Here is a 12608-nt window from a genome sequence, read left to right on the forward strand (position 1 = left end):
TGTGGTGTGGCGGTGCTCCTGGACGTGTTGGGGTATTGCGAGCACGACGAGGTGATGAGGTTGTCCCCCAAGGAGCGAAAGTTCAAGTCCTGGCACAGGGCGAGGAGGTTGAGGGAAGAGATGGGGAGGTCTTCTGATACGCCGAGGAACTGGACGGGGGACTCGGGAGTTATCTACCCGGAAGTTCCCTTCAAGGAAGGGTCGGGAAGCTCTGGGCGGTCGACTCGTTCCTAGCTACCTTCGGGAAGGGGAGCAGGGAGACGTTGAGGGAGAAGTTATAGGTCAGCCTGAGGCAGGGGAAACTCTAGGGACGGGTCTCCTCCACTGCCACGTGAAGTGCAAGGTAAGGGAGGTTCGAGGGGGAGTTCACCCAGGAACACGGACTTCGGATAGCGATTACAGGAAAATCCCTTGGGTCTGAGGTGACCATTAAAAACTTTTTAGAATTTTACGATTAGACAGCAGTTATGGGAATCTTAGGGAGGTAATACCAAGAAGTCGGTATTAGCGAGAAGTTTTTAAAGCATTTATTAGATTTCGCCTCGATTACAGGTCGATATTTAAGGGAAAGTCCCATAACTGCTGTTTTTATTTTTCGACGTCGTCCTGCTGAAAAGGTGCGGAAAGGGACAGATCGAGTTCGCTAGGGAGAGGCTGGTCAGGGAGGTCAACAGGCTGGGAGTGGTCAGGAGGAACGGGAGGAGCAGGAAGGTTAACTGGCACTTCTCCTCATGGTCCTGGTAGGTGGGAGGGCCAGCGTGAGGAACAGGGCCGAGACGTTCGGGTTGGACTACGCAAACCTGCTGGAGGCGTTGGGAGAACTTGGAGATGCGTGGAGGGACTACCTGGAGGTCCTGTCAGGCTGGTGAAGGGTCAGGTCGTCATCATGGACGACACCGTGGACCACGACGCTCCGGGTAGACGTGAGCCCCTGAGAACTACTGGACCTACTGCCACACCCAAGGGAGGTTCGAGAGGCCTAAGCTCCTCACGGTCGCCATAGTGGACCTCGGGCAGGACGTTCATGGTGGGGGCTTTCCCCTACGCCGTGAGGAAGATGTTGAATTTGTGAGGGTCACCGAGTTCAAGACCAAGATCGACGTGGCCAGATGTTGGACGTGCTCAAGGAGCGCTTCCGGTAGCCAGGGTCGTCTTCGACCCCAGTACCGGTCCGAGAAGCTCGTGAGGGACAACGTGGTGTCTGAGCTCAAGCCCAACCGAGCTCAGGGTCGGCCCGGGGGACCCTCGAGGAGGTGGAGGGACACCTCCGAGTGGGATACCCCCCGGAGTCTACTACGCCGACCTGACCCTGGGAGGCCGAGCCATTACGGTGAAGTTGTTAGTCCGGGAACATAAACGTGACTCCGGGACACAGGCCAGGTACCTCTACACGACCGACCTCTCGCTCAGCGGGGAGGAGGCCTGCCGGGTGGGAGATCGAGGACCTCCAAGGGACGTCAAGACCCTGGGACTCCTCCTTCTCGGTAGACCCAAAATCACCTCCTTGAAAATAAATCTATATTATTAATAAGCGGTTCTATTGATTTAAGTAGAAAATCTTTTAGATAGAATAAATCATCAGAAAACAAGAGTATTAGGAGTATCCTGAACTGCTCCCTCCTCACCTCCCCCTTGAACACGGTGTACAGGGAGTAGAAGGCCACGGCCAGCACGAAGATCAACGTGCGGAAGACGAACTTGGTGGAACTGGTGAAGGGGAGAAAAGCCTTGACGTTCCGGTGAGAGGTCTCTATGGGACCCCTCACCTTGTTGTACAAGTCCAACACCTCCCCCTTCGGTAGGTTTAGATTAGTCGCCCTGGCGAAGTAAACGAGAGTCTTCCTCTTTCTCTTAGCCTTCTCCTTGCTGTACACGAGGAGCCTGAACTCGACCTGCTCGTCCCTCCTGTGCCTCTTACTGTTCGTCTCGTACTCGCCGTCGAACTCCTGGTAGACCTTAACATCACCAACAGGGACGGCAATTATGTACTTGAACTGCGAAACGAAGTTGAGCACGTCAACCGTGTAGAAGCCAGCGTCGAGAGTCATCAACCTTACCTTGAACCCCATGGCGACTACTCGCTCCACGAGGGCCTTCACGACCTCATCCTCGGTCATCCCCTTGACTTGAGTGACGAAGGCCAGTAGGAGCACTTTCCCGTCAAACTTTGTCGTCGCAGTTGCGTAGTTCCAAGAGTTTCCCTCCTCCGAACTCCCGAGCCCCCCCACCGGTCTCCCGTACCAGGTCTTGGTTGTCCAGTCTATTGAGAGGCCTATCTCCTTGACTCCCTTCAGTACCTTCAAGGACATTTTCCTCACTTGTTCCAACAGCTTTTCCACCACTTCCACCCCTTGCTCCTCCACGTAATTCCTCACGGTCTGTGGGGACACGCCATACGCCCTCGACTTACTTTCCACCGAATCGTTCCATAAACACGCTGAGATGAGGGTTCTCGCCACCTCTTCCCCTCTCTTTCCCTTGAAGGAGAACATGGAAAGTAATTTATATCCTATTTGTTGTACGTTATTTTGGTGAGGGAGATAGTGTATTATCACCTTGATCTCCCACATGGTAATACCACATCTCCCTCACCTTAAACCTTTCTTCAACTGAATTCTTAATACCCTTATAAATCCTGTTATCTATCATGAATCGATATTATTCTGTCAGAATTATTTTTCATAATATGATTTTGGGTCTACCGTTCTGGAGGAGGGAGAGGCTTCAGGGCTACCTCACGATCTTCACCATCAACAACGTCGTCAGGGAGCTGGTGGGGGAGCTGAACCTGGGGGCGTGGAGGTGTTCCTCAGGTTCGTTGAACGTTATTTAGGTGGACCGCCGGGGCTGATGAAAATCTTTAAGTTACGTTAAAGTCCCATAACTGCTGGATTAGAAATTGGGTTTGACCAAGGGAGGCACTCGTTAAGGCCTTGAGGGTAGAAGCGAAGATGGTCACGAGGTCTGACACGTAGTTTAAGATGGTCCTGGGCCCGGTGGTGAGCAAGGGATGGGTCACCGAGATCGTGGAGGCGGGAATGGACTACGGGACGGCGTTGAGGAGGTTGGACGACCTGGCCGGGACGAACTAGATGGACGTGGTGAAGGGGTAGTTTAGGATCACCCAGTACCGGTCACCACGGACGACTCGCATGACCACAGGTACTACCTAGAGCGGTGGGGAGGAACGGGGCACAAGTGTTCCACTGCAGGATTGGGGGCTCTTGCCCTCGATCCAGCTCCCAGTCGTCGTCAGGGACCTGCTCTCGAACTAGGTCTACGTGCAGTGGAACCTCATGTGCTTAGGAAGTTGAAACTCGCTCAGGGAGAGGAGGTCGAGTTCAAGACCAAGATGGAGATCGTCAGGGACCTGATTCCATGGTCAGGGAGATCAACGTCGTGGGAGTGGTCTTCGACTCGTGATACGTGAACTTCAAGACCCTGTTGCCCTGGACCGTCGGGGAACTTGAGTGCGACGCGTGGGTCCTCTAGGACTGGATACCTCGTGCTCGTCGCCGAGTTCCCAGAGGGGGAGTGCTCCGCGGAGTAGCTGGGACTCCCGTGAAACCACTGGTGGTCGAGGAAAAGCTTCGATGGGAGGCACTTCTTCAACACCGACCTCAACGACAAGCCCAGAGAGTACCAGAAAAATGTGTACAATAACTTATAAGGCTTCAACTCATTCACCTCTATTGAACTGCACCTTGAAGATCTGGCGAGCCTGTAGCTACGGGACTTCACGGCTGAGTTCACGTGCTCCTCCCAGTGCTCCTCCAGGTTCGACGCTACGACGAAGAGCGTGACGTCCAGGGACTCCAGGGATGAGAAGTGGTTCACCTCCCTCCTTCCTGGCAGCGTAGGAGAGGGAGGACTCGCGGCTGTCGTTTAGATCGAGTTCCTCACCTCCCTGGGGTAGTTGAGGAGACGCAGTTCTCAGTCTCTCCGCGATGTACTTCCCGTAGCTTGACCTCCTGGACACCGTTCGGATATCTCCCAACGACCTACTCCACGTCCCTGCAGGACTTGAGGTCCTTCATGTGCTCCTTGATGGCCGTTGGGCCATCCTTGAAGTCCCTGTACGGGTCCCTCTCCAGGTGGAGCGGAGCCGGTGCCGTGATGACGGTAAGTACTTGGAGATGGACCCGTGAAGGCCCCGGAAGTCGTCCGTGACGGAGAGGGACCAGTGAGAGCCCCCTCTCCACGAGGTCCTGTAACGTTCCATCCCTTTAGGTCCTCCGCTCCCTCCCTCACCATCAGGGTCAGCACCACCTTCCTACCCTCCAAGTCCACCCAGAGGACCAGGTAGACCGAGTAGGTCACTACCTTGCCCCGTTCCTGACCTTGGCGTGGCACGTCACGAACACGACCAACGTCTCCTCCCGTAACTCCCTGGTCCTGTAGTCCTTCATGAACTACGCCGTCCTCGAGATCCCGTCCACCGCCTGTCCAGTCACTCCAGCTTCAGCACACCATTCACTTCCTCCCCGGAGTAGCCCTCCGCCAACAGCTTGACCACTAATCGTACTCCCCTGACCTCCTCCACGCCCCGGGTAGGAGGACCTTAACTCGCCCTCCCCGTCCCTGGGGACGCGTAGGTCCAGGTTCACCCCAACACTTCAACTCCCTGCAGAGTGCCCGTTTAGTTCCTCACTCCCCTCTCCCTCCCCGACCTGAGGAATTGGTCCCCTCTACCCTCATGACTTCCTGCAACGTGTCCTCAATCAACCCCTTCAACACGTCCTTCACTCCCCTGAAACTCCTTGAGGACTCCCGGACCAGCTCCTCCCTCACGGTATCATCCTCATCTCTCCTTTAATATTACCCTTCATTTTTTACCGCCTTTTCCATTTTTGTACACAATGTTTTGGGGTACCCCAGCCCAGGAAATCCTGACCACCTGAGAGCACCGCTGGGACGTGGAGGTGATCCAGGAACCAAAGCCTGGACTCGAGGGGAGCTCGTTCCTGACCTGGTTTAGGATCGAGGAGATTCAACCTGAAGGCCCTCTCGCTCCCGTCCTCCAGTCTTCAGGTTTTCACGGGATTGAACCTGGGCGCCGAGAGGCTTTCTAGGCCGGTGAAAGGTGTTCGCAGGAGGTTGGTAACATCAAACAACCATTCAAGAGGAGGAGAAATCTCTGAAGTGCTACCCGAAAATCAGTTTTCAGTTCTTGATTATTTTATTTAAGAATAATTTATAAATCTACCCTGAGATTGAACATATAATCCATCTTATACTCCTGGACTACTATAAAACATGATCTCTCACACCATGTAAGCTCTGCTCAAAAGGGAGTGACCTGGAGATGTGACCCGCGTACCCTTCATGTCGAAGGAGTCCCACGACCCACCTAACGTAAAGCTTATTGGGTGGTTGAGGGCTAAGTCACCACACTTGATCGTGATTGAAGATAAAGTGATTGAAATGAGAGTGTGGGGACTAACGGAAAGGACGTCTTAGTGTAAGGTCATGTGGTCACGTCATTAAATGTTCACCTTGAAGGGAAACGTCTCTCTCCTCAACGCTGAGTCCCAGAAGAGGTACTCGTAGATCGTGGCGAGTCTGAAGTGATCCATCATCCTTCTCTCCTCCTCCTGAGACACCTCAAGCTCATCTACCAGCTGAATGAGCCACTTCACCCCACGCTCGTACTCTTCCCCTCCGTACGTCGAGATCCACTTGGAGTACTCCTCCACTGGGGAACCTTTCCTGATCAATAGTTTCCCTACGTGCATGTAAACCCAATAACACGGGAGGATCGACGCGATAACCTCTGGGTAGCTCCCCGAGTATGCGATTGATAACAGGAACGAGGTGTAGGCCCTGTTCACTGGACTCATCTCCTGATCCTCAAGCCTTATCCCCCATCTCCTTAGGAAAAAGGCATGGAGGGCTTCCTCCACCTTTGATGCGTCCAACACGTGTTTCAAGAAGGTGTCTCGTTCGACGGCGTTTCTAGACTTAGCGGATGCCATGAGGACTGCCCTGGCGAACTCCCTCAAGTAAAGGGAGTCCTGAACTATGTAGATCTTGAAACTGTCCATGGGGAGACTTCCGTCAACTAGGCCCGTTATGAAGGGGTGGGTCTCTATGGCCCTGACCACATCCTGAACGCTCGCCCACAGCCTCTCCTTCCTGTGAATAGGATTCTCATCCTTAGCAGACCTAGAGTGCACGATCACACCTCAGTTAGGGACTCCCAGAAGTCCAACTCGTATCTCTGAATCATGAAGGCCATGTTGCGTAGCCTTTCTGTAACAACGCCAATTAGCCTTTCCACTTCGTTCTCGAGGTCGCTGTTAGGTGATGAGAACAGCTCGAAGAAACCTGTCTCCTTCACACCGTATTTCTCCTTCAACGACTTCCCTAGGCCTCCCACCGCCTCTCCCCACACAGGGAGATTCAGGGATATGATCAGGAGGAACTCGCTGGGTCTAGCGTAATTGGCAAGCCACGACAGGAAGTGGGTATACTCGACTGCCTTCGGAGACACCTCATAGGTAAGAGGGTCCTTAACGGGCAATTTCAACTCTCCCATGAGTTTCACCAATTCCTTGAGAGCTTCATAGTCCCCATCCACCAAGTTCTTGAACAGAACTAGCTCCTCCAACTTTTCGCTCCTCGCCAGACCTATGGAGAGGGACCTCAGGTCGTGGTTCACTATGTACCACTGGTTGATCACGAATTTCCTGACCAGTTCTAGATCTAACTTCCCTTCCCTTGCCTTGCTTAGAAACGGGCTATTCAGGATCCTCACGTTCAGAGGGTGTAACTCCTTCCTTATCTCCTCAAGGATTCCCATACATCCCACTAGAGTGGCGGGATATAAATCATTTTATAATCTAGTTATAGGACGTCAGCTGGCGAGCTTCTTTATCAGCTCGTAGAAGTTCTCGTAGGGATGGATCGCGTGGACCTCCAACTCCACGGCGAATCCCAGCTCCTTTATAATGGGGAGGGTCTCCAATATCTCGTCCAACTCTTCATTAGTCGAGGCATCTATCACTGCCACTACCTCCCTCTTCCCGGTCACCTTCCAGAGACCCTTGACCGTCCCAGCCTTGACTGCCGGTAAGGCGGCCTCGGCCTCCCTCTGCCAAATCTGCATGAGGTGCCTTTGGGTTATGGTCTCGGGCTGCTTTATTCTGAACCATACAAGGAATAACATGGGAATATAAAGTTTCACAAGTTATTAAAGATTGGATGAGTGAGCTGTAGGATTGAAGATTTAAAACTTTTATACAAAAGGGCTATCCATCCCTGCCAGCGAGGTTTTCCGCCCCCTTTGAACCCCCATCTTTATAACCCTGATTCAGGTAGTGAACTACCATTGGGTCAACTATTCTGTAAATTCCCCGCTCTTCCTTCTCCACGTAACCATACCTCGTTAATTGTGATATGCCCCTGTTAACTGTCCAAACGTCATCTCCCAAATCTTTCAGCCTCCCCTTACCCCCTAAGGTCGCTAATTTCCTTAGAACAGATTTGGCCGAAGGAGATAGTTTCCTTATGTCTCCCTCGATAGCGTTAATCACATTTTCGTCCCTGGGTAAGTCCTCTAAAATCTGTCTAATTGACCTCCTCTCTATTACGGCCTTTATTCCCACAAGGTTTAACCAAGCGGGGAATCCGTCAACGTAATCAACCGCGGCCTCGATCTCGTGGTCGCTAACGTTAATCCCTTCCGTTTCGAAGCCTTTTTTCAAAAAATTTCTAGAAGTTTCCCTATTAAACGGATTAACTTTCATTGAATAAAAGAACTGATAGAAAGGTTGCTCCTTACCGCTTACTATCTCCTTGAGCATCCCCACTGCTGAGCCTGAAATTAGATAACTAACATTTCGCTGAAACTGCCATTTACTCCTCATTAAGTGAAATATCTCAGGCAATGATTGCTTAGCGTATTTTAGATACTGAAATTCGTCAATCGCTATTATTAGCCTCTCAATACCCAACCTTTCTGCAAAAATCTGAGGTAAATCCAGCACCCTGTTGAACTCCTCATCCAACTCCTTTCCTCTTTCGGCCTTATCTAGAATAATATCTATTAATGCACTAATTTCCGGCATATTTAAATATATCTTTACCCCACCTATTAACTCCCTCAGTTGTTTCAAATAGCTCCTGGTTTTCTCCGTAAATTGAAACTTAAGACCGGCGAGGGATAGGGCTAAGTTGGTTACCTTACTCACATAGGCTGACAAGAACTCTTGAAAGTTGAATCCTCTTTCATTTTTAATGAATTCCTCCGCTGAAAACAACACGTAAGGCAAGGAAGATCTACTCAACGAGGCTAGTATTATGGACGTCTTACCTATCCTTCTAGGCCCAATTAAACTGACCGGTTGTCCGTTCTTCACTAGACCAATCAAGGTACGTATTTCTTCGTCCCTTCCGAAGGGATTTGAAGTTGGAGGCCCGTAAATGAACCACATTTTGGTGGTACCAGAAAATTGGTGGTACCAGCAAATTTAAAGCCTTATTGCTCACGCTCGAAGGTGGACTGCTAAACGGGTAGTCTCTACTGCTGTTGAACGCCGAAATTCAGGTTCATCCTTATATATAATGATTTTTAAGATTTAGAGAGGTTAACCACGATCTCAGAAAATCGAAATTGTCATAAGGCTTAGAAATGCATAGGATCTTCAAATTATAGTCAAGATATAGGAATAAGTAAATTCGAAAAGGATCAAGGAATACCCATCTATGGATAAGGAAAAGTGATGATGCCGTTTAAGCTACTAAATTATAACTGCTATTAAGTATTATAATAAATAAATTTATTTATTATAACGGTTATAGGCTTTATGGACCAAAACTGGTTTAACCTACCCTTGTTAAGGAGAAATGGGATAAAATACATCTCCGAAAACTTCTATCCTGCCAAGTATATGACTAGATGGAAAGAGATGAGGGGTCTCTCCTTGAGACTGGCCCAGCTAGTACGGCTCTACTCTCTAACCCAAGTAATGGAGGAGATTGATCACTTTGAGTTCTTTAGGAAGTATTTCGAGAAGGATCCCCTGAACTTTGACCTCCCTGAGTCCTACATAACCTGGTTCGATGATATCCTGGAGAGCCTCAGGAGGGGGGACGTGGAGGAGATTGCGGTCAGATTTCACATGCTCACGGAAGGGGTATTAGCTACTGTGGGACTTTCCATACTGAGAAAGGAGAGCTCGGACCTACCTGAGTTCAATTCAGGGATAAGGAAGATAATAGAGGACGAGGCGAGACACGTCAACTTCGGTTTTCAGCTCATAAGGGACAAGACGAGGGCTATCGACATGATCCAGGAGTTTTACCCCAGAGCTGAGGCCATCATAATGGACGGGATGAGCTACATCGAACCCATGGGATACTCTTGGAACGAACTTAAGGGACTCATGATAGAGTTGAGAGACTCGAGGATAAGAAAGTTGCAGGAACGATGAACGAGGCCTGCGGTAAGTGACGGATTGAGGGAATACCCTCTCTCCAGTTCCTGGAACTGAGCTACTTCTGACCAGGTTCCACTGTCCTCCCTTCCCTCCCTCTCCCGTCTACTCCCCGCGCTCTAGATTCCAGGGCCAGATAGTAGACGACTCCTCCCAACATTTGAAGAAGACCCCCTATCTCTAGGGGGAGATATACTCCCTCCTCCATCAGGTAACCGCTCAACCCTGAGGTGGTCTGTGAGAGCCTAGTTGCTACCCCCTGAAGGCTGGAAGCGGTGCCGAAGTCTTCCTCTGAGACCCCCCTCACGTTAACTGCAGTCCTATTGGGCATTCCCATCCCTGCATTTAATCCCCTCATCACGTATAACCCGCCTGCTAACGGTAGAAGTGGAGAGAATGCCATTGTCACCAGGAGTAGCCCGTTCATTAACCTGGTGAATGAGGCGACCTTTAGCGGATCGAATCTGATCCTCGTTGCAGACAAGGAACCTAAGGCAGTGAATAGTCCGGAGAGCGAGAAGATGATTCCTATCTCTGTGGGAGTGGCCCCGAACCTCAACTTAAACCACAGAGGGAGGAGAGGGATGGCGAGCCCTAGCCCTGCACCTGAGAGTGTGTTAGAGAGGACGACTCTGGAGATGTAATTTAGACTTGCCCTCCTCATGAACCTGGTGGTCTTCCTCTCACCTTTCCTCTCCTCCACCCTGAGCAGAAAGGAGGCGGACGCGATTAGGAGGACTGAGGCTAGAGCGAATAGAACCCTGTAATCGTTAATGTTACCGAAGGGCATGTAATCATGCAGGGACAAGAGGACTCCCCCACCAACTCCTGCGAGGGAGGAAGCAGAGGTCACCTTGCCCATCTTCTCCACCCTCTCCCTCTCATCCCTCCAGTTCCTGGCTATGAGTGCAGTTAACCCAGGGGAAAACGCCCCCCTGGCTCCTCCAGCCGTACCTCCGAGGCCCGCTATTATTACTGCAGGTATCACGACGTCTACGGATCTAGAGAGCGCTAACGCCAGGATTGCCGCGGCAGGCATCACGTCAGCTATCACAAGGACAGTTCTGTACCCTATCCTATCCCCCAACATTCCCATTCCCATGGAGAACCCCGCTATGTAAGCTGTGACCCCCAGGAAAACCAGACCCACCTGAACTGGAACAAGCCCTAGGGCCGAGAGATAAAGGGAACTGGACAACGTCACGAACATTATCCCTATGCTCCTTGTCACTCTAGAGGCGAGTAACCAAGAAAAAGAGTTCATCAGTTAGGTCACTCCTGGACTACTTGGTTCCTGAGAGTACCAACGCCCTCCACATAGGCCTCCATTACGTCCCCAGGTTTTAAGAACTTGTTCCTAGGGAAGCCGACACCAGGAGGAGTTCCAGTGGAAATTATGTCTCCGGGCCTCAAGGTTATACCTTTAGAGGCCCAACTTATCAATTCCTGGACGTTAAAGACCAGATCCCTGGTTGTTCCCTGTTGCTCCAATACTCCGTTGACCTTGAGGGTCAGGGAGAGGTTATTGGGGTTTCCTATCTCATCCTTAGTGACAATTACGGGCCCAACAGGTGTCGTCTTGTCCATGGCCTTACCCCAAACCCAATTTTGTCCGTAAGCGTTGAGGGATCTGGGCCAGCCCTCTGGGAACTGCCAGTCTCTAACGGAGACGTCGTTGAAGACCGTATAACCGAAGACGTGATCTAAGGCTTTCTCCACATCTATGTACTTTCCTGGCTTTCCTATGACTATACCCATCTCCACCTCCCAGTCCAACTTCTCCGTAACCTTGGGCCTCACCACAGGTTGCTGATGACCCACCAGGGAGCTGGGGAACTTCGTGAAAAAGTAGGGCTTACTCGGTGGAGCAGTTCCAGCTTCCTGCCCGTGTGCCCTATAGTTGACAGCAGGACACAATATCTTCTCTGGATCAGGGATGGGTGGCTCAAACTCGTTTACCTGGACTAGGGCCTCCTTTGGCCACATTCTCTCTAACTCTTTTATTACGTTCATGGCAGGTTCTCCCAGGGCTATGAGTTTCCTCGGATCATATGTGAAGTCAGGGGCCTCATCTACTCCGTAGACGAGCTTGTAGGCCTCCGGAGCGTCAAGTATTTCGTCCTTGAGGATGCCTACCCTTCTAACTCCACCTCTACTGTAGGTTAGAAGTCTCATACCTCTTCCATAAGGAGACATAAAAAAATAAGTTTCCTTGTTCACTTTGCTACTTCCATCAATATCTTGAATATTTCGTTGAAGTCTGCCTCGGCTAACTTTACAAAGACTCCGTACTGACCCATGACACAGACAGCGTAATCACCTGCAGCCACTGCCCATCCGTGAAACGGCGTCCACTTCATCCCAGACCATTTGGTGAACCCTTCGGCCTGCATCCTCCCCATGGACGTGTTGGCTGCACACATCATGGCTACCATCTCTGCCATATCCTTGGTTAGATTTCCCCTATAGTCCACCAGTTTTCCGTCCATGGTGTACTTGCCCGCTGCAATCGCTCCCTTAAGTTTCATGAGTCGATCGAGTTTCTGGGCCTCTGACATATTTATCTACTAAATATTATAGTTCTAATATTTATAAGTTTTATGATAATGATTTTTTAATTACAATAAAAAGGATAGATAATAGTTTCCAATTCCATGCCCTTAAAATATCATACTTTCTCTTTAACGGGGTTATTTCTTAAAAAAGGAATGGCATTAGTATTAAATAGATAAAATTAAGGAAAATTTTTAGGTAGGATCAGTGCCTCATTCAGAACGTTGGAACCATATACTTTTTGGTTAACGAAAGTTGCGGGACTTACAACGAAGAAGATTGCTAAACTGTTAACCGAGGCTCATGGAGTAACTCATGGATCAAATAATAGTTCGCTTTATTTCTATATAATTTTTGTAATCCAATAGAACAATGAGAGTGGGAGTATTCTCATGCAGTCACGTTATTCGAAAAGTAGATGAGCAGTAATTACGATCCGTGGATTGAATCCTTTTTCGTGTTGATAGAAATCTTTTTATATTCATTTATTGTCAACTGATTTTGTGGAGAGACTACTGAGACCTAAGGAGGCTTGCCAACTGCTCAGCATTTCATACTCAACCTTGTTAAGGTGGATCAGGGAGGGGAAGATAAGGGTGGTGAGAACTGAGGGTGGGA

15 protein-coding genes and 2 pseudogenes are annotated in these 12608 nt (G+C 50.2%); 6 read left to right on the plus strand and 11 right to left on the minus strand.

Translation table 11 applies throughout. The annotated features are described in order from the left end of the window. Both METMK1DRAFT_RS10735 and METMK1DRAFT_RS20130 read left to right on the plus strand, forming a co-directional pair. A partial coding sequence (locus METMK1DRAFT_RS10735) for a hypothetical protein (protein WP_009073983.1) occupies positions 1-234 on the plus strand: 234 nt, incomplete at its 5' end. 375 nt (positions 235-609) lie between these two features. Next, positions 610-1474: pseudogene (locus tag METMK1DRAFT_RS20130) on the plus strand (IS701 family transposase); the annotation flags it as partial. 22 nt (positions 1475-1496) lie between these two features. Here METMK1DRAFT_RS20130 and METMK1DRAFT_RS10745 read toward each other — a convergent pair. Continuing rightward, complete coding sequence (locus METMK1DRAFT_RS10745; protein ID WP_009073987.1) at positions 1497-2570, minus strand: ISH3 family transposase; 1074 nt, start codon at positions 2568-2570, stop codon at positions 1497-1499. A 134-nt stretch (positions 2571-2704) separates the two neighbouring features. On the opposite strand from METMK1DRAFT_RS10745, the pseudogene METMK1DRAFT_RS18280 reads away from it, so the two are divergent. Beyond that, positions 2705-2874 (plus strand): annotated as a pseudogene (locus METMK1DRAFT_RS18280) (IS701 family transposase); the annotation flags it as partial. Between the two features lie 447 nt (positions 2875-3321). Here METMK1DRAFT_RS18280 and METMK1DRAFT_RS10750 read toward each other — a convergent pair. The 3 genes from METMK1DRAFT_RS10750 to METMK1DRAFT_RS17825 all read right to left on the minus strand — a co-directional run bounded on the left by METMK1DRAFT_RS10750 (position 3322) and on the right by METMK1DRAFT_RS17825 (position 4791). Beyond that, positions 3322-3837 (minus strand): hypothetical protein, encoded by a 516-nt coding sequence (locus METMK1DRAFT_RS10750; protein WP_009073995.1) that lies wholly within the window; start codon positions 3835-3837, stop codon positions 3322-3324. A gap of 96 nt (positions 3838-3933) precedes the next feature. After that, positions 3934-4320: a hypothetical protein gene (locus METMK1DRAFT_RS17815; RefSeq protein ID WP_155812424.1), complete on the minus strand. Its 387-nt coding sequence runs from the start codon at positions 4318-4320 to the stop codon at positions 3934-3936. 327 nt (positions 4321-4647) lie between these two features. Further along, entirely contained in the window at positions 4648-4791 is a 144-nt protein-coding gene (locus METMK1DRAFT_RS17825) for a hypothetical protein (protein ID WP_009070531.1), read from the minus strand. Between the two features lie 516 nt (positions 4792-5307). Here METMK1DRAFT_RS17825 and METMK1DRAFT_RS18285 point away from each other — a divergent pair. Continuing rightward, on the plus strand, positions 5308-5460 hold the full coding sequence (locus METMK1DRAFT_RS18285) for a hypothetical protein (protein WP_172634141.1): 153 nt from the start codon (positions 5308-5310) through the stop codon (positions 5458-5460). Between the two features lie 23 nt (positions 5461-5483). Here the strand turns inward: METMK1DRAFT_RS18285 and tenA are convergent, their stop codons facing one another. The 4 genes from tenA to METMK1DRAFT_RS10770 all read right to left on the minus strand — a co-directional run bounded on the left by tenA (position 5484) and on the right by METMK1DRAFT_RS10770 (position 8435). Further along, positions 5484-6176 (minus strand): thiaminase II, encoded by a 693-nt coding sequence (gene tenA, locus METMK1DRAFT_RS10755; protein ID WP_009073999.1) that lies wholly within the window; start codon positions 6174-6176, stop codon positions 5484-5486. 2 nt (positions 6177-6178) lie between these two features. Continuing rightward, positions 6179-6802, minus strand: coding sequence for a thiaminase II/PqqC family protein (locus METMK1DRAFT_RS10760; RefSeq protein WP_009074001.1), 624 nt, complete (start codon positions 6800-6802; stop codon positions 6179-6181). Positions 6803-6856: 54 nt separating this feature from the next. Then, the gene (locus METMK1DRAFT_RS10765; RefSeq protein WP_009074003.1) at positions 6857-7168 is read right to left on the minus strand and encodes a muconolactone Delta-isomerase; all 312 of its coding nucleotides are present in this window, start codon (positions 7166-7168) and stop codon (positions 6857-6859) included. Between the two features lie 82 nt (positions 7169-7250). After that, complete coding sequence (locus METMK1DRAFT_RS10770) at positions 7251-8435, minus strand: AAA family ATPase (protein WP_009074005.1); 1185 nt, start codon at positions 8433-8435, stop codon at positions 7251-7253. Positions 8436-8834: 399 nt separating this feature from the next. On the opposite strand from METMK1DRAFT_RS10770, the gene METMK1DRAFT_RS10775 reads away from it, so the two are divergent. Then, positions 8835-9434 (plus strand): ferritin family protein, encoded by a 600-nt coding sequence (locus tag METMK1DRAFT_RS10775; protein ID WP_245544631.1) that lies wholly within the window; start codon positions 8835-8837, stop codon positions 9432-9434. A gap of 61 nt (positions 9435-9495) precedes the next feature. Here METMK1DRAFT_RS10775 and METMK1DRAFT_RS10780 read toward each other — a convergent pair whose 3' ends face one another. The 3 genes from METMK1DRAFT_RS10780 to METMK1DRAFT_RS10790 are packed head-to-tail and all read right to left on the minus strand — an operon-like array spanning position 9496 to position 11995. Beyond that, a complete protein-coding gene (locus METMK1DRAFT_RS10780; protein ID WP_009074009.1) occupies positions 9496-10701 on the minus strand; it encodes an MFS transporter in 1206 nt (401 codons plus the stop codon). Between the two features lie 8 nt (positions 10702-10709). Beyond that, entirely contained in the window at positions 10710-11612 is a 903-nt protein-coding gene (locus METMK1DRAFT_RS10785; protein ID WP_009074010.1) for a fumarylacetoacetate hydrolase family protein, read from the minus strand. 41 nt (positions 11613-11653) lie between these two features. Further along, on the minus strand, positions 11654-11995 hold the full coding sequence (locus METMK1DRAFT_RS10790) for a DUF2173 family protein (protein WP_009074012.1): 342 nt from the start codon (positions 11993-11995) through the stop codon (positions 11654-11656). Between the two features lie 498 nt (positions 11996-12493). On the opposite strand from METMK1DRAFT_RS10790, the gene METMK1DRAFT_RS16670 reads away from it, so the two are divergent. Beyond that, a partial coding sequence (locus tag METMK1DRAFT_RS16670) for an excisionase family DNA-binding protein (RefSeq protein WP_155812450.1) occupies positions 12494-12608 on the plus strand: 115 nt, incomplete at its 3' end.

Origin of the sequence: Metallosphaera yellowstonensis MK1 (assembly GCF_000243315.1) — an archaeon.
GTDB lineage: Archaea > Thermoproteota > Thermoprotei_A > Sulfolobales > Sulfolobaceae > Metallosphaera > Metallosphaera yellowstonensis.

Coding starts and splice junctions, on each gene's coding strand:
- METMK1DRAFT_RS10760 (WP_009074001.1), bottom strand. CDS start 6,802: ATGGGAATCCTTGAGGAGATAAGGAAGGAGTTACACCCTCTGAACGTG.
- METMK1DRAFT_RS10780 (WP_009074009.1), bottom strand. CDS start 10,701: ATGAACTCTTTTTCTTGGTTACTCGCCTCTAGAGTGACAAGGAGCATA.
- METMK1DRAFT_RS10770 (WP_009074005.1), bottom strand. CDS start 8,435: ATGTGGTTCATTTACGGGCCTCCAACTTCAAATCCCTTCGGAAGGGAC.
- METMK1DRAFT_RS10745 (WP_009073987.1), bottom strand. CDS start 2,570: ATGTGGGAGATCAAGGTGATAATACACTATCTCCCTCACCAAAATAAC.
- METMK1DRAFT_RS10785 (WP_009074010.1), bottom strand. CDS start 11,612: ATGAGACTTCTAACCTACAGTAGAGGTGGAGTTAGAAGGGTAGGCATC.
- METMK1DRAFT_RS10765 (WP_009074003.1), bottom strand. CDS start 7,168: ATGTTATTCCTTGTATGGTTCAGAATAAAGCAGCCCGAGACCATAACC.
- METMK1DRAFT_RS10790 (WP_009074012.1), bottom strand. CDS start 11,995: ATGTCAGAGGCCCAGAAACTCGATCGACTCATGAAACTTAAGGGAGCG.